Source organism: Pseudomonas fluorescens, assembly GCF_000730425.1.
Taxonomy (GTDB): Bacteria; Pseudomonadota; Gammaproteobacteria; order Pseudomonadales; family Pseudomonadaceae; genus Aquipseudomonas; species Aquipseudomonas fluorescens_X.
This window is the reverse complement of the sequence record NZ_CP008896.1, coordinates 4,114,862-4,138,462: the sequence shown is the minus strand read 5'-3', so window position 1 is coordinate 4,138,462 and position 23,601 is coordinate 4,114,862. Positions and strand designations below refer to the sequence as shown.

20 protein-coding genes are annotated in these 23,601 nt (G+C 62.1%); 9 read left to right on the top strand and 11 right to left on the bottom strand.

Annotated features, from left to right (window positions below; translation table 11 throughout):
• Positions 1–46 precede the first annotated feature (46 nt).
• Both HZ99_RS18460 and HZ99_RS18455 read left to right on the top strand, forming a co-directional pair.
• Positions 47–991 carry a LysR family transcriptional regulator gene (locus HZ99_RS18460; protein WP_038445086.1) on the top strand — a complete coding sequence of 315 codons (945 nt, stop codon included), beginning with the start codon at positions 47–49 and terminating at the stop codon, positions 989–991.
• A 145-nt stretch (positions 992–1,136) separates the two neighbouring features.
• On the top strand, positions 1,137–2,741 hold the full coding sequence (locus HZ99_RS18455) for an alkaline phosphatase family protein (RefSeq protein ID WP_038445084.1): 1,605 nt from the start codon (positions 1,137–1,139) through the stop codon (positions 2,739–2,741).
• Between the two features lie 136 nt (positions 2,742–2,877).
• On the opposite strand, the gene HZ99_RS18450 is transcribed toward HZ99_RS18455, so the two are convergent.
• Entirely contained in the window at positions 2,878–3,783 is a 906-nt protein-coding gene (locus HZ99_RS18450) for a TauD/TfdA dioxygenase family protein (protein WP_038445082.1), read from the bottom strand.
• 181 nt (positions 3,784–3,964) lie between these two features.
• Between HZ99_RS18450 and HZ99_RS18445 the strand changes: the two genes are divergently transcribed.
• Positions 3,965–4,885 (top strand): LysR family transcriptional regulator, encoded by a 921-nt coding sequence (locus tag HZ99_RS18445; protein WP_038445080.1) that lies wholly within the window; start codon positions 3,965–3,967, stop codon positions 4,883–4,885.
• Between the two features lie 19 nt (positions 4,886–4,904).
• Here HZ99_RS18445 and HZ99_RS18440 read toward each other — a convergent pair whose 3' ends face one another.
• Complete coding sequence (locus HZ99_RS18440) at positions 4,905–5,906, bottom strand: ABC transporter substrate-binding protein (protein WP_038445078.1); 1,002 nt, start codon at positions 5,904–5,906, stop codon at positions 4,905–4,907.
• Positions 5,907–6,193: 287 nt separating this feature from the next.
• On the opposite strand from HZ99_RS18440, the gene HZ99_RS18435 reads away from it, so the two are divergent.
• Genes HZ99_RS18435 through HZ99_RS18425 form a run of 3 tightly spaced genes read left to right on the top strand, consistent with a single transcriptional unit; the run spans position 6,194 to position 10,230 of the window.
• Positions 6,194–7,792, top strand: a complete 1,599-nt coding sequence (locus tag HZ99_RS18435; RefSeq protein WP_038445076.1) for an ABC transporter permease — start codon at positions 6,194–6,196, stop codon at positions 7,790–7,792.
• Entirely contained in the window at positions 7,789–8,604 is an 816-nt protein-coding gene (locus HZ99_RS18430) for an ABC transporter ATP-binding protein (RefSeq protein WP_038445074.1), read from the top strand. Before HZ99_RS18435 ends, HZ99_RS18430 begins: the two co-directional genes overlap by 4 nt.
• A gap of 15 nt (positions 8,605–8,619) precedes the next feature.
• Positions 8,620–10,230 (top strand): arylsulfatase, encoded by a 1,611-nt coding sequence (locus tag HZ99_RS18425; protein ID WP_038445072.1) that lies wholly within the window; start codon positions 8,620–8,622, stop codon positions 10,228–10,230.
• A 129-nt stretch (positions 10,231–10,359) separates the two neighbouring features.
• On the opposite strand, the gene HZ99_RS18420 is transcribed toward HZ99_RS18425, so the two are convergent.
• A complete protein-coding gene (locus HZ99_RS18420; RefSeq protein ID WP_038445069.1) occupies positions 10,360–11,046 on the bottom strand; it encodes a Crp/Fnr family transcriptional regulator in 687 nt (228 codons plus the stop codon).
• A gap of 83 nt (positions 11,047–11,129) precedes the next feature.
• Between HZ99_RS18420 and HZ99_RS18415 the strand changes: the two genes are divergently transcribed.
• Positions 11,130–11,654, top strand: coding sequence for a DUF962 domain-containing protein (locus tag HZ99_RS18415; RefSeq protein WP_038445059.1), 525 nt, complete (start codon positions 11,130–11,132; stop codon positions 11,652–11,654).
• Positions 11,655–11,780: 126 nt separating this feature from the next.
• On the opposite strand, the gene HZ99_RS18410 is transcribed toward HZ99_RS18415, so the two are convergent.
• The 6 genes from HZ99_RS18410 to dibA form a co-directional block, all read right to left on the bottom strand.
• Positions 11,781–12,761 carry a sulfate/molybdate ABC transporter ATP-binding protein gene (locus HZ99_RS18410; protein ID WP_038445056.1) on the bottom strand — a complete coding sequence of 327 codons (981 nt, stop codon included), beginning with the start codon at positions 12,759–12,761 and terminating at the stop codon, positions 11,781–11,783.
• Between the two features lie 3 nt (positions 12,762–12,764).
• Positions 12,765–13,637: a sulfate ABC transporter permease subunit CysW gene (cysW, locus tag HZ99_RS18405; RefSeq protein WP_038445054.1), complete on the bottom strand. Its 873-nt coding sequence runs from the start codon at positions 13,635–13,637 to the stop codon at positions 12,765–12,767.
• A gap of 13 nt (positions 13,638–13,650) precedes the next feature.
• Positions 13,651–14,469, bottom strand: coding sequence for a sulfate ABC transporter permease subunit CysT (gene cysT / locus HZ99_RS18400; protein WP_032856532.1), 819 nt, complete (start codon positions 14,467–14,469; stop codon positions 13,651–13,653).
• A 167-nt stretch (positions 14,470–14,636) separates the two neighbouring features.
• Complete coding sequence (locus HZ99_RS18395; RefSeq protein WP_038445051.1) at positions 14,637–15,647, bottom strand: sulfate ABC transporter substrate-binding protein; 1,011 nt, start codon at positions 15,645–15,647, stop codon at positions 14,637–14,639.
• A gap of 75 nt (positions 15,648–15,722) precedes the next feature.
• Positions 15,723–15,905, bottom strand: a complete 183-nt coding sequence (oscA, locus tag HZ99_RS18390; RefSeq protein WP_029299482.1) for a sulfur starvation response protein OscA — start codon at positions 15,903–15,905, stop codon at positions 15,723–15,725.
• 285 nt (positions 15,906–16,190) lie between these two features.
• The gene (gene dibA, locus HZ99_RS18385) at positions 16,191–18,101 is read right to left on the bottom strand and encodes a phosphodiesterase DibA (RefSeq protein ID WP_038445049.1); all 1,911 of its coding nucleotides are present in this window, start codon (positions 18,099–18,101) and stop codon (positions 16,191–16,193) included.
• A gap of 165 nt (positions 18,102–18,266) precedes the next feature.
• Between dibA and desA the strand changes: the two genes are divergently transcribed.
• Both desA and HZ99_RS18375 read left to right on the top strand, forming a co-directional pair.
• A complete protein-coding gene (desA, locus tag HZ99_RS18380; protein ID WP_038445046.1) occupies positions 18,267–19,448 on the top strand; it encodes a delta-9 fatty acid desaturase DesA in 1,182 nt (393 codons plus the stop codon).
• A gap of 268 nt (positions 19,449–19,716) precedes the next feature.
• Positions 19,717–20,724: a sensor domain-containing diguanylate cyclase gene (locus tag HZ99_RS18375; RefSeq protein ID WP_038445043.1), complete on the top strand. Its 1,008-nt coding sequence runs from the start codon at positions 19,717–19,719 to the stop codon at positions 20,722–20,724.
• Positions 20,725–20,861: 137 nt separating this feature from the next.
• Here the strand turns inward: HZ99_RS18375 and HZ99_RS18370 are convergent, their stop codons facing one another.
• Together HZ99_RS18370 and gabT are read right to left on the bottom strand one after the other, a co-directional pair.
• The gene (locus HZ99_RS18370; protein ID WP_038445041.1) at positions 20,862–22,073 is read right to left on the bottom strand and encodes an HDOD domain-containing protein; all 1,212 of its coding nucleotides are present in this window, start codon (positions 22,071–22,073) and stop codon (positions 20,862–20,864) included.
• Between the two features lie 138 nt (positions 22,074–22,211).
• Complete coding sequence (gene gabT / locus HZ99_RS18365) at positions 22,212–23,492, bottom strand: 4-aminobutyrate--2-oxoglutarate transaminase (RefSeq protein WP_038445038.1); 1,281 nt, start codon at positions 23,490–23,492, stop codon at positions 22,212–22,214.
• Positions 23,493–23,601 lie beyond the last annotated feature (109 nt).

Sequence of the window (23,601 nt, the reverse complement as noted above, 5' to 3'; positions counted from 1 at the left end):
CCTAATGCATAGCCAATGCATTTCCCCGATATTTTTAATGTGAAAAATGCATATCGACCTGCGCCAGCTTCGCCACTTCATCGCCCTCGCCGAGCAGCGCAGTTTTGTCGTGGCCGCCACCACGGTGAACCTGTCGCAATCGGCCTTCAGCCGCAGCATCCAGGCCCTGGAGCACAGTGCCGGGTGCCAACTGGTGGATCGCGGGCGCAAGGACCTGGCCCCGACCAAGCAAGGCCTGGTGTTGCTGGAACACGCGCGGCGCCTGGTCAGCGGCGCGCAGCAGTTGGCCAACGAGATCAGCCAGTTCAATGGCCTGGAAGCCGGCGAGCTGCGCTTTGGCTGCGGCCCGGCCCCGGCATCCGGGTTGATCCCGCGGGCCATTGGCCGTTTTATCGGGCGCTACCCCAAGGCCCGGGTGCAGTTCCAGGTGGACGACTGGCAAAGCCTGGGCAAGCGCCTGCTCAGTGAAGAGTTCGAATTTTTCGTCGCCGACACCCGCCACTTCGAAGCCAACCCCGACTACCAGACCCACCGCCTGCGCCCGCGTAAATGGCACTTCTGCTGCCGCAGCGGGCACCCGCTGGCCCAGCGCGAAAGCGTCGGCGCCGCCGAGCTGATGAGTTATCCCCTGGCCGTGACCCTCCGCCCGCCGAACCTGCGCAAGGTCATCGTCGACCTCAGCGGCCGGCCCGACTACACGCCCAATGTCGAATGCGAGAACGGCTACAGCCTGCTGGGGGTGGTGCTGCGCTCTGATGCCATTGGTATCGTCAGTGCCAACAGCGACGTGCTGCATATGGCCCGGGGCGACTTGGTGTGTTTGAAGATCGACGGCCTGGCCGAGGACCTGGAGGAGCGCTACACCCGCTATGGCATCGTCAGCCGCGCCGGGTATCGATTGTCACCGTTGGCCGAGGCAATGATCGAGCAGATCAAGGAGGTGGATGAGCAGGATGACGAGGTGTGTTCGCTGGAGAATGTTGCGGTCTGAGGGACCGCTATCGCTGGCAAGCCAGCGATAGCGCCAGTCGCCCCACCCATGCAGCTACTGCATAAACCTCATTCCCCAAATGCACTTGCCTCAACCCCCTCCAACCGGCGAAAACCCTCACCTGCCCCTCATCCGGTGACCCCTTATGCCCCACGTACGCAACGTGCTCTACATCATGTGCGACCAACTACGTCGCGATTACCTGTCCTGCTACGGCCATGCCCACCTGCACACGCCCAATATCGACCGCCTGGCCGCCGCCGGTGTGCGTTTCAGCCGCGCCTACACCCAAGGCACGATCTGCGGGCCGTCGCGCATGTCGGCCTATACCGGGCGCTATGTCAGCAGCCATCAGGTGGCGTGGAACGCGGTGCCGCTGCCCCTGGAAGAGCTGACCATAGGCGATTACCTGCGCCCCCATGGCATCCGCACCGCGCTGGTGGGCAAGACCCACGCCACGCCCAATCTCGACGCCCTGCAACGCCTGGAGATCGACCCCGACAGTGGGCAAGCGCAGGCACTCAATGAGGTCGGCTTTGAAGCGTACTTTCGCCATGACGGCATCTTCCCCGACAGCCCGCTGTTCGCAGACAAACGCGAGTCCGCGCCCTACACCCACTACCTGCGCGCGCAAGGTTATGCCGGCAGCAATCCCTGGCATGAATGGGCCAATGCCGCCGCCGGCAGCGCCGGGGAAGTCCTGAGCGGCTGGCACATGCGCAACGCCCATTTGCCGGCGCGGGTGGACGAGGCGCATTCGGAAACGGTCTACACCACCGACCGCGCCATCGACTTTATCCACGAACAGGGCGAGCAACCCTGGTGCCTGCACCTGTCCTACATCAAACCGCACTGGCCCTACATCGCGCCCGCGCCCTATCACGCGTTGTATGGGGCCGATCAGGTGCAGGCGCCCATTCGCGCCGAACCCGGGCAGGCCAGCGATCACCCGGTGTACCAGGCCTTCCGGCAACATCAGGAGAGCCTGAATTTTTCCCGCGACGAGGTAAGGCTGCGGGTGGTTCCCACCTACATGGGCCTGATCAAGCAGGTGGATGACCAGCTCGGCCGACTGTTCGATTGGCTGCAAAGCACTGGCCGCTGGGATGACACCCTGATCGTGTTCACCAGCGACCACGGCGACTTCCTCGGCGACCACCACCTGGGCGAAAAAGAGTTTTTGCTGGAGCCGGCTGTGGGCATTCCGCTGATTGTCCGCGACCCACGTCGCGCCGCCGATAGCAGCCGAGGCACGGTGGACGAGCGCCTGGTGGAAACCATCGACGCCCTGCCCACCTTCCTTGAGGCCCTGGGCCTGCCCACAGCCGAGCATCGCCTGGAAGGCCGTTCGCTGATCCCGTTGCTGCATGGCGTACAAACCGATTGGCGCCGCTACGCCATCGCCGAATACGACTACGCGTTCCAGGCCCCGGCTCGCGAGCGCCTGGCGCAGCCGATCGATCGATGCCGCATGACCATGGTGCGCAGCGAGCGCTGGAAATACCTGGCCTATGACGGCTTTCGCGCGCAGCTGTTCGACCTGCAAAACGATCCCCAGGAATTGCACGATTTGGGCGCTGACCCGGCGTATGCCCCGGTACGCGAAGTGCACCAGGGTTATCTGTTCGAGTGGCTGCGCGGCTTGAAGCGGCGCACCACCATCAGCCACGCGGAAATTGACCTGCGTGGCCAGCGGTTTCGTTACGGTGAGCCAGAAGCGGAAAAGGTGGTGCAGATCGGTGTCTGGTAAACGGAACGCGGACTTGAGTGGGAGCGGGCTTGCTCGCGAAAGCGGTATGTCAGTTAACAACGCTGTTGACTGATCCACCGCTTTCGCGAGCAAGCCCGCTCCCACAGTGGATCTCCCATCGTTGATCTGTGGTGGGCTACAGGCCTTTGGTGGTCTGGCTGCGCTGCCCCTGCACCCCCACCGGCACATCGCCCTTGAGGGTCACGCGGCGCACGATGCGTTCCTGGGTGCCGTAGTCATCCACCGCGTAATGCTGGGTGGCGCGGTTGTCCCAGATCGCCACGTCGCCGGTGCTCCAGCGCCAGCGCACGGTGTTTTCCAGGCGGGTGACGTGGCTTTGCAGCAGGTTGAACAGGTGCGCGGAATCTGCCTGCGAGTAGCCCTTCAGGCGTTTGACGAAATGCCCCAGCAGCAGGGTTTTCTCGCCACTGACCGGGTGTACGCGCACCACCGGGTGCTCGGTCTCGTACACCGTCGAGGTGAAGACCTTGCGATATTCCTCAAGCTTTTCCGGCGCCACATCCGGCTTGCGCGCGGCGTAGTCGTATTCGTTGCTGTGCACCGCCCACAGGGTATCGGCCAGGGCACGCACTTCAGGCGTCAAATCGTTGTAGGCGCTGGCGGTGTTGGCCCAGACCGTGTCGCCACCCGAGGCCGGCGCCAGCACCGAGCGCAGGATCGAGGCCTTGGGGTAGGCCGCGACGAAGGTCACATCGGTGTGCCAGGAGTTGGCGCGCTGGCCACGCCCGCCATCCAGCTCCATCAAAAAACGCGTGCCGTCGCGCACCGGGACCGTGGGGTGGGCAATCGGCTCGCCGAGCAAATGGGCGAACGCTTCCTGGCTCTGGTCATCGAGGTGAGCCTGCTCACGAAAGAAGATCACCTTGTACTGCACCAGCGCTTGCTGGATGGCATCGACCGTGGCGGCGTCGAGGTCGCCGGACAATTTGATACCCCGGATCTCGGCGCCGATGCGCCCGGCGACCGGGTGAATATCCAGCGCCAGGGCGACGGGTTGAACAGCGAGTGCGGCATTGCTCATTGGATGACCCTCATGTGTCTGCTTACGGTGGGGAGACGCGGCGCCAACGCTCTATTCATATGCAATTTAGGTCTAGCAAATGAATAAATACTTCGTTGACGGAATAAGAGCTTGCATTTAAAACCTCAGCACCCCTGGTCGCAAATGCCTTCGACCTATTTTTAAAATGCCGGGAAAGCATATGGATCTTCGCCAACTGCGCTACTTCATTGCCCTTAACGAACACCGTAGCTTTGTCCGCGCGGCCGACGCCATGGGCATCACGCAACCGGCGTTCAGCCGCAGCATCCAGGGCCTGGAGCAGGAGTTCGGCTGCGTGCTGGTGGACCGTGGCCATAAGGATCTGCGCCCCACGCCGGAAGGCCAGGTGGTGCTGCAACATGCCCTGAGCCTGGTACATGGCGCGGCGCTGTTGAGCAGTGAAGTGACGCGCATGACCAAGCTCGACGCCGGCGAGCTGCGCTTCGGTTGCGGCCCGGCGCCCGCGGTGAGGCTGGTGCCGGATGCGGTGGCGCGGTTCGTCAACGCGCACCCGAAAATCCGCACGCGGTTCCAGGTGGATAACTGGGAAACCCTCAGCCGCAGCCTGAGCCGGGAGGAGATCGAATTCTTTATCGCCGACATCCGCCAGTTCGAAGCCGACCCGAACTTCCAGACCCAGGCGCTGACACCCAAGCGCGGGGTGTTTTTCTGCCGGCCAGGGCATCCGCTGCTGGCCAAGGACAGCCTCTCGACCAACGACATGTTCGACTACCCACTGGCGTCGCCGCTGATCTCCCAGGGCATTCGCAAACTGCTGGCAAACTTGAGTGGGCGCATGGATTTTTCACCGAGTATCCAGACCGAGCACTTTGCGGCACTGGTAAAGATCGTGTTGCAATCCAACGCCATTGGCGTGGGCACCGCGGAAGCCTTTGCCGAGGACATCGCCCGCGGCGCGCTGGTGCTGTTGCACTGGCGTAACCTGCCGCAGAACATGGAGACCCTGAGCGCGCGTTGCGGGATAGTCAGCCGCACAGGCTCGCGCTTGTCGCCAGCGGCGAAGGCAATGATCGAGACGTTGGTGGCGGTGGATCGCCAGGAAGTGGATGTGGCGGTCTGAAAGGCCCCATCGCCGGCGCTTACCGTTGCGCCGCCGCCAGCTCCGGCACCACCCAATCGCTGACCTGGAACGACTTGCGAATCAGCCGCTCCTTCGAGGCCAAGTCCACCGCATCCTGCAGCTTGCCAAGAAACACCGGATCCAGAGTTGAAGGGAAAATTTCACTGAGTTTCTGGTCCTTCAGGTCATTGGCCAAAATCAGCGGCGGATAACTCGCCAGCCCCGACACCAGCTCGATATACGCCTGCTTGTTGTTGTCATCGGTCAACCACTGCACCGCCTGCTGCTGGGCCTTGAGCAGCTTGGCCACCACCTCGGGATGGGCATCGACAAACGTGCCGCTGCCCACCAGCACCCCCTGCACGCTGCCCGCGCCGCCCAGGTCCTTGGTGGTCAGGGGAATTTCAGCCAGGCCCTTGGCCTGCAATGCACTCAGGTTCGACCCGCCCCAGGTCGCATCGATCTGTTTGGCGGCCAGGGCTGCGACAGCAGCGTTGAAATCCAGGTTGATGATTTTCAGGTCCTTTTCACTCAAGCCCTGGCTGGCCAGGGCGCTGTCGAGGGACAGTTGGGTGGCCGTGCCGCGAAACACCGCCACGCGCTTGCCCTTAAGGTCCTGCAAGGTTTTGATCCCCGAACCCGGCACCACGCCCAGGTACTGTTTTACCCCGCGAGCGGTGGCGCTCAGCAGCCGGGTGTCGAGGCCATTGGAGCGACCGATGATCGCCGCCAGGTCGCCCAGGTAGGCCAGATCTACCTGGCCGTTGGCGAAGGCTTCGTTGATCACGGGGCCGGCGCCCTTGAAGTAATTCCACTGGATCTTGATGCCCTGGTCGGCGAAGGCTTTTTCAAAGATCTGCTGGCTCCTCAATACATCCGTCAGGCCACCTCCACTGTTCTGGGTGCCGGCACTCAGGTCGGGCACGGCAATCCGGATTTCCTTGAGATCGGCGGCATGCACCAGCCCGGCGAGCGCAGTGCCGGCGACCAGGGTGATCAAGCGTTTAAAGGGCAGTTTCATGAGGCGTGCTCCTGTGGGCGACGGTGGCCTGGGAAGCAGAAAGTACGCATAAGCCGATCAAAACTTTAAATACTATAAATTCACAATTTAATAACTTTTTGGACTATAAAGCCGCAGATACCGGCTCCAGAGGGTTATGCATCAACAGCATGGAAAATATTCTCCAAATGCATTGGATGCGTGTCGGGCAGAGGCTTTAAATGGTTTTTCTTATCCCTAAATAATCTTGATTGTTTATTTATAAGATCAAAATCACATAAAGCCCCAGCCGACCACGGAGGTCTTCCATGGCCCGAATCTCACTGTTGAGCCTGCCGCTCGCCGCCCCCGCCAAGGGTGGGCGCACACACTGGCCGAACCTGAGTGAACGCCTGCTGCCGTGGCTGCTGCCACTCACACTGTTTGCCCTGTGGTGGTTGGCCAGCCGTCAGCATTGGATGAGCGAGCAGATCCTGCCGGCGCCCGCGCTGGTCTGGAGCAGCGCCGTGGAACTGGCCGGCGGCGAGTTATGGAGCCACTTGGCGATCAGCTTGCAACGGCTGTTCTGGGGGCTGTTGGCGGGGGTCGGTGCCGGGGCGTTGCTGGGTGCACTGCTGGGCTTGAGTGCCCACGCCGAGCGCCTGGTGTTCCCGACCTTCAGCGCCCTGTCGCAAGTCCCGACCCTGGCCTGGATCCCGCTGTTCATGGTGTTTTTCGGGATCGGCGAAACCCTCAAGCTGGTGGTGCTGGTCAAGGCGATCGTGGTGCCCGTGACCCTGCACACCCTGGTTGGCGTGCGCGATGCCCAGCCCGGTTTGCGCGAGGCCGCGCGGGTGCTGCGCTTGCCCACGCACCTGCTGGTCCGCCGCCTGATCCTGCCTGGCGCACTGCCCGCGTTCATGGCCGGCGTACGCCTGGCCCTGGCGGCCGGTTGGACTTCGTTGCTGGCCGTGGAGCTGCTGGCCTCCAGCGAAGGCATTGGTTACCTGATGGTCTGGGCGCGGCAGTTGTTCATGCTCGATATCGTCTTTGTGTGCATCGTGGTCATTGGCGTGCTGGGAGTGGCAATGGATCGCGGGATTGGCTGGCTGGATCGCACGTGGGTGCACTGGCCCCATCCGGCTACCGCGCAAATCCGCCGGGGCCCGCGCTATCAAGGCTGGCAACGCCTGCAACCGTGGCTGCTGCCCTTGGGCCTGTTGGCGCTGTGGCAATCGGCGACAGCCCTGGACTGGGTCGATCCCAATATTCTGGTCAGCCCTTGGACGGTGCTGCACACCACCGCCAGCGGCGTACTCGATGCCAGCCTGCTCAGCGCCCTGGGCAAAAGCCTGGGGCGCACCTTGAGCGGCTTGCTCCTGGGCGGCGGGCTGGGTTTTGTCCTTGGCCTGCTGCTGGGCCTGTCGCGCCGCAGTGAGCGGGTGTTGGGGCCGACCCTGGCGGCCCTGCGCCAGATCGCGATTTTTGCCTGGGTGCCGCTGCTCACCGCCTGGTTCGGCCTGGGGGAGTTGGCCAAGTCGGTGTTTATCGCCCTTGCCGCGTTTTTCCCGCTGTTTATCGCCACCCAACGCAGCGTGTTGAACCTCTCGCCGCAGCTCAACGAGGCCGCCCAGGTGCTGCGCCTGAGCCTGGCCTTGCGCCTGCGGCGCCTGGTGTTGCCAGGGGCGGCGGCGGGGATTTTCTCCGGGCTGCGCCTGAGCCTGATCTACGCCTGGCTGGGCACCATCGGCGCGGAATATTTCATGCCGTCCAATGGCGGCATCGGCAGCCTGATGATCGGCGCCCAACAGTTGCTGCGCATGGACCTGATCATGAGCGGCATGCTCCTGGTCGGCCTCACCGGCGCGGCACTCAACCTTATCGGCCAACGCATCGAAACCCGCGCCACGCGCTGGAGACACGCATGACTGCACCTATTGTCAGCTTCAACCATGTGGGCAAGACCTTCGACGTCGATGGCTTCGAGTTGGAGGCCATCCGTGAATTCAACCTGGAGATCGCCGAAGGTGAGTTCGTCGCGATTGTCGGCTCCAGCGGCTGCGGCAAATCCACCTTGCTGCGCCTGCTGATCGGCCTGGATACGCAGTTTCGCGGCGAGATCCGCGTCGATGGCAAGGCCGTAGAAGGCATCGGCGGCGAGCGCGGCATCGTGTTCCAGGAGCACCGTCTGTTCCCCTGGCTGACGGTGGCGCAAAACATCGCCCTGGGCCTGGTCAACGAGCCCTTGAGCGAGGCCCGACGCCAACAGCGCATCAGCGATTTTATCGAGTTGGTGGGCCTCACCGATTTCACCCGCGCCTACCCCCACCAATTGTCTGGTGGCATGGCGCAACGGGTGGCGATTGCCCGTGGCCTGGTGGCCAGCCCGCGCATCCTGTTGCTGGACGAGCCCTTCGGCGCCCTCGACGCCCTGACCCGCCAGCAGATGCAGGATGAACTGCTGGCGATCCGCGCCCGCGCGAAGATCACCACGGTGCTGGTGACCCACGATGTGGAGGAAGCGATTTTCCTCGCCGACCGCGTGGTGGTGATGGAGCCGCGGCCCGGGCGGATCAAGCAGGTGGTGGACATCGCCCTGCCCCATCCGCGCCAGCGCAGCAGCTTCGACTTCCACCAATTGCGCGAAGAGTTGCTGCACGAATTGATCAGCGACGACCACTACCAGCCGCCGCTGCGTGAACAGATCCGTGACCTGCCCCTGGCCTTTATTGCCTGCTGATTGAGGAGTGTCTTGATGCCGCAACGTCCCAACTTTCTAGTGATCCTGGCCGATGACATGGGCTTCTCCGACCTCGGGGCCTTTGGTGGGGAGATCTCCACACCGCACCTGGACGCCCTGGCGTTCAACGGCCTGCGCCTGACCGATTTTCATACCGCCCCCACCTGCTCGCCGACCCGTTCGATGCTGCTCACCGGTACCGACCACCATATCGCCGGGATCGGCACCATGGCCGAGGCGCTGACCCCGGAACTAATCGGCAAACCGGGCTATGAGGGCTACCTCAACGACAAGGTAGTGGCCCTGCCCGAGCTGCTGCGCGATGCCGGCTACCAGACCTTGATGAGCGGCAAATGGCACCTGGGGCTGACGGCAGAACTGGCTCCCCACGCCCGGGGTTTCGAGCGCTCGTTCTCGCTGTTGCCGGGGGCGGCCAACCACTATGGTTTCGAGCCACCCTATGACGACACCACCCCTGGGCTGCTCAAGTCCACGCCGGCGCTGTACATCGAGGACGACCGCTTCGTCGAGCAATTGCCCGAGGATTTCTATTCCTCCGATGCCTTTGGCGACAAGCTGTTGCAGTACCTCAAGGAGCGCGACCAGTCCCGGCCGTTCTTCGCCTACCTGCCGTTCTCCGCCCCGCACTGGCCGCTGCAGGCACCGGCAGAGATCGTCGACAAATACCGTGGCCGCTACGACGAAGGTCCCGAGGTGCTGCGCCTGGAGCGCCTGGAAAAACTCAAGGCCCTGGGGCTGATCGATGCCGATGTCGAGCCCCATCCGCTGATCGAACTGAACACACAATGGGCGGCGCTGAGCGATGAACAGCGCCAGGTCTCGGCGCGGGCCATGGAGGTGTATGCGGCGATGGTCGAGCGCATGGACTGGAACATTGGCCGGGTGGTGGAGTACCTGCGCCAGCAGGGGCAACTGGACAATACCTTTATCCTGTTCATGTCCGACAACGGCGCCGAAGGTGCGCTGCTGGAAGCCTTCCCCAAGTTCGGCCCCGAGCTTTTGACCTACCTCAGCCAGCATTACGACAACAGCCTGGACAATATCGGGCGCGCCAACTCCTATGTCTGGTATGGGCCGTCCTGGGCCCAGGTGGCGACCGCGCCATCGCGCCTGTTCAAGGCCTTTACCACCGAAGGCGGGATCCGCGTGCCGGCGCTGGTGCATTACCCGCAGCTGGCACTCAAGGGGCGCATCAGCCATGGCTTCGGCACGGTGATGGATATCACCCCGACCCTGCTGGACCTCGCCGGCGTGCGCCACCCTGGCAAACAGTGGCGCGGCAAACCGATTGCGCCGCTGCGGGGCAAGTCGTGGCTGGGCTTTTTGTCTGGGGAGACCTTGCAGGTACACGACGAACACACCGTCACCGGCTGGGAACTGTTCGGACGCCGGGCGATTCGCCAGGGGCAGTGGAAGGCGGTGTACATCCCAGGCCCCGTAGGGCCGGCGACCTGGCAGTTGTATGACCTGGGGAGGGACCCCGGGGAGATCCATGACCTTGCATCGAGCCAGCCGGAGAAACTGGCGACCTTGATTGGCCACTGGCAACAGTATGTGGAGGAGACGGGGGTGGTGCTCAGTGCTTCGCCGTTTCAGCCGGACTGAGGTTTTGTAGGGCCTGGTAGAGCCCTTTCGCGAGCAAGCCCGCTCCCACATTCGGCCGTATTCCAAAGAATGTACTCGGTCGAATGTGGGAGCGGGCTTGCTCGCGAAAGGGGCCCTACCAGGCACCGCCTACCCCTGCGCCATCTCCCGCAGCCGCCCTACATCAAGTATCTCAATCTCCCCATACCCCAACCGCACAACCCCCTGCTCTTGCAACGCTTTGAGCAACGCATTGGTCGTCTGGCGCGACACCCCCAGCATCGCCGCCAAGTCCTCCTGCGCCAATTGCACCACACGCCGCGAGCCATCGATCTCGCCATAACCCTCGGCGATCATCCACAACCGATGGGCTACCCGCACTGACGCGGGCGCAAGGCTCAACTGCTCGATATTGATAAAGCTCAGCCGCAGCTTCTGGCTCATCAGCAAGGCCATGTCCCGCCAATAGGCCGGGCTTTGCGCAAGCAGTTGCAGCATCGCCGACTGCGGTACCTGCAACAGGGTACAAGGCCCGACCGCGCACGCATCGTGGGTACGTGGCAGGCCGTCGAACACGGCGATTTCACCGAACCAGAAAGGCGCCTGCGCCAGGCTCAGCAACGCCTCCTTGCCCTGCTCGTTCACCGCGCAGATACGCAGGCTGCCCTCCAGCACCGCGTACAGGCCGCACGGTGGGTCGCCACGTTTGAACAGCACCTGCCCCGCCATCAGCTGCCGCACGCGGGCGTGGGCCAGCAGGCTATGCTGCAAGGGAGCGGGCAGGTGGCGGTACCAGTGGCCGCTGGACAACCGCGCGTGCCAAGACTCTGCGTCCATGAGAACTCCAAAGATTGTCGCCCAGTTGACAGTTTGTCGCAGTCCTACAGGGCATGATCAAGCATCCTACAGGAGGAACAATAATGAAAAGCCTCGTCGACCATCTGAGCCAATACGCCGCCTACCACCGCGACCCGCGCAACATCGCCAGCCACTTTATCGGCATCCCCATGATAGTCGTGGCCGTCGCCGTGCTGCTGTCACGCCCCGAATGGACGGTGGCCGGCCTGTGGCTGTCACCGGCGGTGCTGCTGGCGTTGTTTTCTGCGGGGTTCTACCTGCGCCTGGAACTGGCACTGGGCGTGTTGATGAGCGTGCTGATGGGGCTGTCGGTCTGGGCCGGGCATGTGCTGGCGGCACAAAGCACGCTGGTGTGGCTCAGCAGCGGCATCGGCCTGTTTGTGGTGGGCTGGGTGATTCAGTTTGTCGGCCATTACTACGAAGGGCGCAAACCTGCGTTCGTCGACGACGTGTCCGGGCTGATCGTGGGGCCGTTGTTTGTGGTGGCGGAGTTGGCGTTTCTGCTGGGGCTGCGCCATGACCTCAAGCGGCAGATCGAGGAGCGGTCGGGGCCGGTGGCCGTGCGTCACAAGAACGCCACGGCCTGAGAAGCACCGGTCATCCAAATGTGGGAGCGGGCTTGCTCGCGAAGGCGGCGGTTCAGTCGGTACATCCAGTGACTGAACCACTGCCTTCGCGAGCAAGCCAGCTCCCACAGGTTTTCTGCAATCTTTTTAAGCCTTTTGCCAGACCTTGGGCTTGAAGAACAACGTCTCGCCCCGCGCCAGCCCGGTGAGGCTGTCGTGATCCTTCACCACTTCGGCTTCGATCAGTTCGCTCTGGCCTTCGACCTTGAGCGTGATCCGCGTGGTGGCGCCCAGCGGGCGGATGTCGCGCACTTGCGCGGCGTGGTGGTCTTCCAGTTCATGGCGTGACAACGACACTTCGTGCGGGCGGAACAGCACGTGCTGGTCTTCGCCCAGATGCAGGCGGTTGGAGTCGCCCAGGAAGTGGTAGACGAAATCGCTGGCCGGGTTTTCGTAGACATCGCCCGGTGAGCCGATCTGTTCGATCACGCCCTTGTTCATCACCACGATCCGATCGGCAACTTCCATGGCTTCTTCCTGGTCGTGGGTCACGAACACCGAGGTCAGGTTGATGTCCTCGTGCAGCCGCGCCAACCAGCGACGCAGCTCCTTGCGCACCTTGGCATCCAGGGCGCCGAAGGGTTCGTCGAGCAGCAGTACCTTGGGCTCCACCGCCAGGGCACGGGCCAGGGCGATACGCTGGCGCTGACCGCCGGAGAGTTGTTCCGGGTAGCGATCCGACAACCAGTCCAGTTGCACCATGTTCAGCAGTTCGTGGACCTTGGCCGCGATCTGGGTTTCGTTCGGGCGCTGGCCCTTGGGTTTCATGCGCAGGCCGAACGCGACGTTGTCGAACACGGTCATGTGGCGGAACAGCGCGTAGTGCTGGAACACAAACCCGACGTTGCGATCACGCACATCGTGGCCGGACACGTCTTCACCGTGGAACACGATGCTGCCGGCATCCGGGGTTTCCAGGCCGGCAATGATGCGCAGCAAAGTGGTCTTGCCGCAGCCGGACGGGCCGAGCAAAGCCACCAGCTCGCCACTCTGGATATCCAGGTTGATGCTGTCCAGGGCCTTGAAAGCGTTGAAGTTCTTGCTGACGTTACGGACTTCGATCGACATGATTTATTCCTCAGCCGCACTGGCGCGCAGGCGATTAATACGGTTCTCGCTCCACTGCTTGAGCAGCAGGATGAAGAGCGCCAGGATCAGCAACAGACTCGCCACCGCGAACGCGGCGACGTGGTTGTATTCGTTGTAGAGAATCTCGACGTGCAGCGGCAAGGTGTTGGTCACGCCGCGAATGTGGCCGGACACCACCGACACCGCGCCAAACTCACCCATCGCCCGCGCGGTACACAGCACCACGCCGTAGATCAGCCCCCACTTGATGTTCGGTACGGTCACATGCCAGAACATCTGCCAGCCATTGGCGCCCAGCAGGCGCGCGGCTTCTTCTTCCTGGGTGCCCTGCTCCTGCATCAGCGGGATCAGCTCACGGGCCACGAACGGCACCGTGACGAAGATCGTCGCCAGCACGATGCCCGGCAACGCGAAGACGATCTGGATATCGTGATCCTGCAGCCACGGGCCGAAGAACCCCTGGGCGCCGAACATCAATACATAGACCAGGCCGGCGATCACCGGCGAGACCGAGAACGGCAGGTCGATCAGGGTCACCAGCATGCTTTTGCCACGGAACGAGTACTTGCTCACGCACCAGGCGGCACTGACGCCGAATACCAGGTTGAGCGGCACCGAAATCAGCACGGCAATCACTGTCAGCTTCAATGCCGACAGGGCGTCGGGCTCGAAGATCGCGGCGAAGAACGCCCCCAGGCCGAGCTTGAGGCCCTGGGACACCACGATAAACAGCGGCAACAACAGAAACAGGGCGAAGATCAGCCAGCCAAGGCCGATCAGGACACGTCGCGAAGCCGCACTGCCACGACGGGCAGCGTTGGCCGAGGACGCAGCGGAAATAGACGATTGGGACATGTTCCGCGCCTCCTTATGGACGTTCGATGCGCCGCTGCAACAAGTTGATCAGCAGCAGCAGGACAAAGGAAACCACCAACATCAGCACGCCGATGGAGGTGGCGCCGGTGTAGTCGTATTGGTCGAGTTTGACCATGATCAGCAGCGGCAGGATCTCGGTTTTCATCGGCATGTTGCCGGCGATGAAAATCACCGAGCCGTACTCACCCACACCTCGGGCAAACGCCAGGGCAAACCCGGTCAGCCAGGCCGGCAGCAGCGCCGGCACGAGGATGTAGCGGAACACCTGCAAGGGCTTGGCGCCAAGGCAAGCGGCGGCCTCTTCGATTTCCCGCGGGATATCGGCCAGAACCGGCTGCACGGTGCGCACCACAAAGGGCAGGGTGACAAAGGTCAGGGCCAGGGTGATGCCCAATGGGGTGTAGGCAATCTTGAACCCCATGTCGGTGGCGAACTGGCCGACCAGGCCGGACGGCGCGTACAGCGCGGTCAGTGCGATACCGGCCACCGCCGTGGGCAGGGCGAACGGCAGGTCGATCATCGCATCGATGATCTTGCGCCCGGGGAAGGTATAGCGCACCAGCACCCAGGCCAGCAGCGTACCGATCACGCCGTTGATCAACGCGGCGTACAGGGCCGTGCTGAAGCTCAACTTCAACGCGGCCCACACACGCGGCGCCGAGATGATGGCCCAGAACTGATCCCAGGTGAGTTGGGCGGCGTGGACGAACATGGCCGCCAGCGGTATGAGCACAATCAGGCTGAGGTACACCAAGGTGTAGCCCAGCGTCAGCCCGAAGCCGGGTATGACGGGGGAGATACGACGCGACATAAAAGTCCTTGGTTAACAGTTAGATACCACTGCAGGCATGCGTTTTTGTGGGGTCGGGCTTGCTCGCGAAAGCGGTGTGTCAGTCAACGTATTTGGTGACTGACACACCGCTTTCGCGAGCAAGCCCGACCCCACACAGGCCGCATTCCACAGGGAGGCCGTGTTGGTTATTGGGCCGTGTAGATCTGGTCGAACACGCCACCGTCATTGAAGAATTTCGGTTGGGCAGTTTTCCAGCCGCCGAAGTCTTTGTCGATAGTCACCAGGTCCAGTTTCGGGAACTGTTGTGCGTATTTGGCGGCCACGTCCTTGTCACGCGGGCGATAGAAGTTCTTCGCCGCGATCTCCTGGCCAGCCGGGCTGTACAGGTGGTTGAGGTACGCCGTGGCGATTTCGGTATTGCCCTTTTTCTCGGCGTTCTTGTCGACCACGGCCACGGGCGGCTCGGCGAGGATCGACAGGGACGGCACGATGATGTCGAACTTGTCGGCGCCACCGTCTTCCTTGAGTGCCAGGAAGGCTTCGTTTTCCCAGGCCAGCAACACGTCACCCTGACCGTTGTTGACGAAGGTGATGGTCGAACCGCGCGCCCCGGTGTCGAGGATCGGTACGTGCTTGAACAACTCTTTCACGTATTCCTGGGCCTTGGCTTCGCTGCCACCGGCCTTGAGGCCATAGGCCCAGGCGGCGAGAAAGTTCCAGCGGGCGCCGCCGGAGGTTTTCGGGTTTGGCGTGATCACCGACACATCGTTCTTGATCAGGTCGCCCCAGTCCTTGATGCCTTTGGGGTTGCCCTTGCGCACCAGGAACACAATGGTCGAGGTGTAGGGCGTGCTGGCCTCAGGCAGGCGGGTTTGCCAGTTCTCTGGCAGGGTCTTGCCCAGCTTGGCAATTTCGTCGATGTCGCCGGCCAGGGCCAGGGTCACTACGTCGGCGCGCAGGCCGTCGATCACCGCCCGGCCCTGCTTGCCCGAACCACCGTGGGACTGCTGGATCTTCACGTTGTCGCCAGGGTGCGTCTTCTTCCAGAAACTGGTGAATTCGACGTTGTAGTCCTGATACAGCTCGCGGGTCGGGTCGTAGGAAACGTTGAGCAGTTCGTAATCCTTGGCCACTGCGGAACCGGCAAACACGGCACTGGCCAGGGCGGCCTGGGCATAACGGCGAATCGACGACATAGACAAGCTCCTGAAATTCTTGGGTGTTGGCTTTTTCTTATGAATAAGGTCCCGCAATCGAAGCGCCGTGTTGGGTCAGCTCGGTTTGTTGCCCGGGCTCTGCAGGCGGAATTTCTCTTTGCGTTCGATCTGCACCACTTGGGCGTTGTGTACGGTGATTTCCACTGCGCCGAAGCGCAGGTCACGCAATGCGCTCTGGATCTCGCGCAAAATGGCTGCTTCGTCCTGGCCGTCAACGCTGCGTAGAGATGCGCTCATGGTCGTGCTCCTGAAATGAGAAGTGCCTGGCAGTGGCGGCACTGCTTGCGGCGTGAGGGCGATAGTAGATAAGCGCAGATATTCTTAAAAATACTATTTAAGAATGTTTATATAACCAGAAAGAATTTTCAGGCAGGACACGACGTTACACAGAGTGGAGACCCAAATGTGGGAGCGGGCTTGCTCGCGAATGCGGTGTGCCCGTCACCGAATCTGCTAGCTGACACACCGCATTCGCGAGCAAGCCCGCTCCCACATTGACTGTATTGCGACCCCGCAGAGAGGTCAGCGGATAGCCGGGGCCCTGGCCCAATCAATGTCAGCCGCCAGCATTGGCCGGCCAAACCAGTAGCCCTGGCCCAGGTCGCACTGGTGATTCAACAGGAACCGCGCCTGTTCCATCTGCTCGATGCCTTCGGCATGCACTTGCATGCCCATGCTCTGCGCCAGGGCGATGACTACCCGCACAATCGCCGCATCGTCTTCATCCCATGGCAGGCCCGCGACGAAGCCCTGGTCGATTTTCAGCTTCTGCACCGGCAAGCGCTTGAGGCGCAGCAGCGACGAATAGCCGGTGCCGAAGTCATCGATGGCCAGGCTAAGGCCCAGCTCACGCAGGCGATGCAGTTGTTCCAGGGCCACTTCCGGGTCATCCATCACCGCGCTTTCAGTGACTTCCAGCTCCAGCTTCGCCGGGTCCAGGCCGGTGTCGTGCAGCACCTTGGCCACCTGCTCGTACAGTTCGTGGCGGGCAAACAGGCGGCTGGAGATATTCACCGCCAGGAACGACAGGCCCCTGCCCTCTGCCAACCACTGGCACATCTGGCGACAGGCCTGGTCCATGACCCAGGCATCGATCTCGGCGATCAGCCCGGTGCGCTCGGCAATCGGGATGAATTCCGCCGGCGGCACCAGGCCGCGCAGTGGGTGCTGCCAGCGCACCAGGGCTTCCACGCCAATCATCTGGCTGGTTTGCAGGTCGTGGACCGGCTGGTAGTACACCCGCAGTTCCTGCTGATCAAGGGCGCGGCGCAGCTCATTGCCGATCTCGATCCGGTTCTGGGCATGGGCCGTCAGTTCCTCGGTGTACAGCGCGTAGCCTTCGCGCCCGGAACTCTTGGCCTTGAACAGCGCAGAGTCAGCATTGCGCAGCAGTTGTTCGGCACTCAACGCGTCGCTGGGGAACAGGCTGATGCCGATACTGACGCTGATAAACAACTGGTGGCCGTCGAACACAAACGGCTGTTTCATGCTGTCGATAATCCGCTGGGCCAGGGCCGCCGCCTGGACCACCTGTGGACAACTTTCCGCCAATACCGCGAACTCATCTCCGCCCAGGCGCGCCAGGGTCACGCCGGGGCCGAACAAGCCCTGCAGGCGCTCGCCCACGGCCTTGAGCAACTGGTCACCGACATTATGGCCAAGGCTGTCGTTGATGATTTTGAAGTGGTCCAAATCCAGCATCAGCAACGCGCAGCCACGCTTGTGGATCTGCGCCGAGGCCAGCGCCTGTTCGGCGCGGTCGGTAAACAGCAGGCGGTTGGGCAGGTCGGTCAATGGGTCGTGGTGAGCCAGGTGGGCCAGTTCATGCTCGGAATGCTTGATCGCACTGATGTCGGAAAACACCGCCACGTAATGGCTGATCTGGCCCAGGTCATCATGGATGACGCGGATGGTTTGCCACTGTGGATAGATTTCCCCACTTTTACGCCGGTTCCAGATCTCGCCACTCCATTCCCCGTCTTGATTGAGTGTGCGAAACATCTGCTCATAAAAAGCCGGCGAATGGCGACCGGACTTGAACAGGCTCGGCTGGCGCCCCATCACGTCATCCACCTGGTAACCGGTGATTTCGATAAAGGCGCGGTTAACGTGGACGATCCGTCCACGGGCGTCGGTGACCAGCACCCCTTCGCGGGTGCAATCGAACACCGCCGCCGCCTGGCGCAGGCGTTCGCGGTTTTCCCTCAGCGGTTGCTGGATGCGATGGGTACGGGCGCAGCGGGCGCACAGCAGGAAAATAAACAGCGCGCTGAGGCTGACCCACAGGTAGCCACGCAGCATCTGCCAGTGGACTATTTGCGCCGGTTCATCGATGAGATTGATAAATACCTGCTGACTGAGCTGTATCCACAAGACGGAAATCAGCAAGTACACCAGCCCTGCGCGCAGGGCACCTCGGTATGAAAGCAGCATATAACTAGTAATCCTTACTAAAAAACAGAATCGCCCTACAAAGGCTGCGGATTATAGGATAAGTAACATCTCGTCACTCCTATTCAAAAGGGTGACTGGTTTTATCTGTAGGCTAAGTGATAATGCGCCAGCTGTTCTTTTCTTTATCTGAGGGCCATACAGCCTATGTGGTACAACGGTTTTCTCGACTTGTCAGCCTGGCAACTGGTGGCAGTCACTCTGTTGATGACCCATGTGACCATCATCGGTGTCACGGTCTATCTGCACCGCTATTCAGCCCACCGCTCCCTGGAGCTCAATGCTGGCCTGAAACACTTCTTCCGCTTCTGGCTGTGGTTGACCACGGCGCAGAACACCCGCGAGTGGACGGCCATCCACCGCAAGCACCACGCCAAATGCGAAACCGTCGACGATCCCCATAGCCCGGTGATCAAGGGCCTGTCCACGGTCCTGCGCAAAGGTGCCGAGCTGTATCGCGCCGAGGCCGAAAACCCCGAGACCCTGCGCATCTACGGCAAAAACTGCCCTGAGGACTGGATCGAACGCAATCTCTACACCCGTTACCCACTGCTGGGCGTGGCCATCATGGGGGTCATCGACCTGCTGCTGTTCGGCACCATCGGCATCACCATCTGGGCCATCCAGATGATGTGGATCCCGGTCTGGGCCGCCGGCGTGATCAACGGCCTGGGCCATGCCATCGGCTACCGCAACTTCGAATGCCGCGACGCGGCGACCAACCTGGTGCCGTGGGGCATCATCGTTGGTGGCGAAGAGCTGCATAACAACCATCACACCTACCCCAATTCCGCGAAGCTATCGGTGAAAAAGTGGGAATTCGACCTGGGCTGGGCCTGGATCAAGGTGTTCAGCTTCCTGCGCCTGGCCAAGGTTCAACGCGTCGCACCTATTGCCCACCGGGTTGAAGGCAAGGGCCACCTGGACATGGACACCGCCATGGCGATCCTCAACAACCGCTTCCAGATCATGGCCCAGTACCGCAAGCTGGTGATCGCACCGCTGGTCAAGCAGGAACTGGAGAAGGTCGATCATTCGGTGCGCCACCAGTTCCACCGCGCCAAGCGCCTGCTGTCGCGCGAGACCAGCCTGCTGGATGAGCGCCACCATCTACGCATCCAGAGCATGCTGGAGCACAGCCAGGCCTTGAAAGTGATCTACGAAAAGCGCCTGGCGCTGCAACAGATCTGGCTCAAGACCAGCAGCAACGGGCATGACATGCTCGCGGCCATCAAGGAATGGGTCCACGAGGCCGAAGCCAGCGGGATCCAGTCCCTGCGCGACTTTGCCCACCAGTTGAAGACCTACTCCCTGCGCCCCACTGCCTGATCTTGCCGGCGATGGGGGCCTTTGAACTGCGCACCAGATTCAAGGCCGCCATCGCTGGCAAGCCAGCGCCTACGAGACCCAGGTATGTTTCAAGCCGGCCCCACAGTTTTTTGGCGCCATTTCACAGTCGCCGAGCATTCCGTCTCAATCGCGCCTGATAACGGAACTTAGCTGCAATTCCCCTCTCTCAAACAACACTTCGCCATCTTGGCGGGCCTTGTTTTGACTGCTGTTCGATGCTGCGGCATGTCCAGAGAGAATTGTGCCGATGGTCCACGAAACGGACTCCCCAACCTCCACCACACCTGACTCGACGGATACGTCGCGGTCGGCGGCTGCCGCCACCTTGCTGGCACTCATGCATGCCCAGGGCGAAGTGGAGCGCTTGAGCGAGCGCGAACAGCTGTTGAGCTCACTGCTGGTCAGTGTCAACGCCGTGCTCTGGGCCATCGAGTGGGAAACCCGGCGCGTGCTGTATGTGAGCCCGGCCTATGAGCGCATCTTCGGGCACTCGGCCAGCCTGCTGTTGGCCGAGCACCGTGGCTGGCGAGACAGCATCCACCCCGAAGACCAACAGTACGCCGAGCACAGCCTGGCCCAGGTGTTGGAGCTGGGTGCAGTCGAGGATCGCCAGTACCGCATCATCACCGCAGACGGGCAGATTCGCTGGCTCAGCGACAAGTGTTTCACCAACCAGCAGGCGGCGCCGGGAAAACCGCTGATTGTGGTGGGTATCGCTGAAGACATCACCGAAAAGAAGCACCTGGAACTCGAACTGCAACGCCTGGCCACCACTGACGTGCTGACCCGCAGCAGCAACCGTCGGCACTTCTTTGAATGCGCCCACCACGAATTCGAACGCGCCTGCGCCCAGGGCCTGCCCTTGGCCTTCCTGTTGCTGGACATCGATGACTTCAAGGCCATCAACGACACCTACGGCCACCTGCAGGGTGACCAGGTGTTGCTGCGGATCGCCGAGAGCGGTCGCGGGGTATTGCGCCGTGGCGACCTGTTCGGGCGTATTGGCGGCGAAGAATTTGCGGCGGTGCTGCCGGGATGCACACCGGAAAGGGCCATGCAGGTCGCCGAACGCCTGGGCCAGGAAGTACGGCAACTGGGTTTCAGCCATGAAGGCCTGCCCTACAGCGTGACCGTCAGCCAGGGCCTGGCCAACCTCACCACTGAAGATACAACCCTGGACAGCCTGTTCGCCCGCGCTGATGCGGCCATGTATGAAGCCAAGCGGCAGGGCAAGAACCGGGTAATCGCCGGCTGACTGCCTGCCTTGTCAATGACGGTGTGTCGCCTGGACTATCGCCATCGCGGGCAAGCCCGCTACAGGGGATCTCGTCCAGGTGGGGAATTCAAATGTAGGAGCCGGCTTGCCGGCGATGGCGCCGGCACATCCAACGCCTACACAGGCTTGCGGATGCGCGTGAGCTCCGAGAGCCCGACCTTGAGCAACCGCGCCGTCTTGCCCTTGGCCAACACCTCGACACCTTCATGCTCGGCCAGCCCCGCCAATTGCGCCGCTATGTTCATCACCAGCGCCTCACGGGAGTACACCCCACCTTCCAGGGAGTAGATCGCCGCGATCAGCTGGCGCAGTTCCAGGGGCAAGCGCCAGCGCGTGCGCAACGCCGAGCCGTAGCTGGCGCCATAGGCGGACAATGACTCGCCAATCAACCCATCGTCCAGCTCCCCGCCGCCCTGGCACCACTCCTGCAAACTGCGCAGCAGGGCCAGGTCGCCCAGGCGATGGAGAATACCGGCGCTGTAGCAGCGCTCGTGATCAAGGTCGAGCATGCGCGCCAGGGAGCGGGCGTATTGCGCGGTTTGCTGGGACAACTGCCAATAGCGCTCGGCGTGCTCCATCAGGCTGGCATCGCTGAGGATCACGTTGTGCTTGAGGGCCAGGCCAAGAATCAGGTTCATGCTCTGCCCCGCTGCCAGCTTGTGCAGCGCCATGGACAAGGTCTGCACCGGCGTACCGTGATGGCCGGCACTGTTGGCGGCGGCGATCAGCACGGCGGTGATCTGTGGATCGGTTTTTACCTGATCTTCCAACTGCTGAAGGTCCAGACCCTCCGGCGCCAGGCTGTGCTGTACGGCGGCTTTGACGTCAACCCGCAATGGCGCGCCGTCCGACAGCTCGCGGCGCCGCTCCAGGAACACCGGCAAGGTCATGCCCACCGCCAGGGCCGGGATTTCGCAATACACCGTTTCACCTTCGTTGAGCAGCAAGTCCTGCAGGCGTTGCGTGAGGCCTTCCATGTTCAGCGGCTTGGTCAGGTAGGCGGTAGGCGCCAATGGCAATGCTTCGCGCACGCTGGTGCCATCATTGCGCGTACTCAGCAGGATAAACGGCAATGCCGGCACCCGCCGCTGCTGGCGCACACTGCGCAACAGACTCAGGCCGTCAACGCCCGGCAGTTCCCAATCGGCAATGATCAAATCGTAGGGTTTGTCTCTGAGTAACTCAGCGGCGTGCTGCCCATCGGCGCACACATCCAGCCGCGCATCACAGCGCACATTCAACAACACCTGCTTGAGCAGATCCCGCGACCATGGGTCGGCCTCGGCAATCAACACACGGGGTACAGCAGGTAAATCAACAGCAGTCATGCAGAACGCTCCATCGGCAATCCTTGCACCTTAGACAATGGAAGCGCCTGCGTACAATCGACAAGACCCGAATAGGGGCATAGCCCACAAAAAAACCCGCCGAAGCGGGTTTTTTCTGTCGATCAGGCCAGCCTCTGCCTACAACTCGGAGAAGCACTCTTCGATGATCGCCAACCCTTTATCCAACTGCTCGTCCGGCGAGGTCAACGGGACCAGTACGCGCAACACGTTGCCGTAGGTACCGCACGACAGCAGGATCAGGCCCTTGTCACGCGCCTTGGCCACCACGGAGGCAACCGCCGCCGCATTTGGCTTGTGGCTGTCGCCATCTTCAAACAGCTCGAGGGCAATCATCGCGCCCAGGGCACGTACTTCGCCGATGACCGGGTACTTGGCCTGGATGGCCTTCAGGCCGGTGACCAGACGCTCGCCCACCGCCTTGCAACGGTCCAGCAGGTGCTCCTCCTCGAACACTTCCATCACGGCCAGGGCCGCGGCGCACGCGATCGGGCTACCGGCATAGGTGCCGCCCAGGCCGCCCGGGGCGATGGCGTCCATGTATTCGGCCTTGCCGCATACACCGGCCAGCGGGAAGCCGCCTGCGATGGATTTGGCGAAGGTGGTCAGGTCGGCGGCAACGCCCATCTGCTCCATGGCAAAGAAGGTACCGGTACGACCCGCGCCGGTTTGCACTTCGTCGGCGATCAGCAGGATGCCGTGCTTGTCGCACAGTTCGCGCAGGCGCTTCATGAAGGCTTTGGGCGCGACGTAGAAACCGCCTTCGCCCTGCACCGGCTCGATGATGATGGCCGCGATATCGCGCGGCTCAGCATCGTTTTTGAAGATGCGTTCGATGCTGGCGATAGAGTCGTCGACGCTCACGCCGTGCAGCTCGTTCGGGTACAGCGCGCGGAAGATGCCGCCTGGCATCAGGCCCATGCCAGCGGAGTACGGCACGACCTTGCCCGTCAGGCCCAGGGTCATCATGGTGCGGCCGTGGTACGCGCCAGTGAAGGCGATCACGCCGGCACGGCCAGTTGTGGCACGCGCAATTTTCACGGCGTTTTCAACGGCTTCGGAACCGGTGGTGACCAACAGGGTTTTCTTGGCGAAGTCACCCGGGACCTTGGCGTTGACTTTTTCGCACAGCTCCACGTAAGGCTCATAGGCCAGGACCTGGAAGCAGGTGTGGGTCAGTTTGTTCAGTTGCTCGGTCACGGCCGCAATGATTTTCGGGTGCAGGTGACCGGTGTTCAGCACGGCAATACCGCCGGCGAAGTCGATGAACTCGCGACCTTCAACGTCGGTCACGGTGGCGTTCTTCGCGGATTCGGCGAAGATCGGGTGAATCTGGCCAACACCGCGCGGTACAGCGGCTTCACGGCGTTTCATCAAGGAAGCGTTGGTCTTGTTGCTCATAAAGTCCTCATTCGCCACTCATCGGGTGGCGTGGTCCAAGGATTACGTGGCAGGGAGGCAACTACGGCAGCATGCGATGATCGACTGCCACAGCTTTCCCGGCCACTTC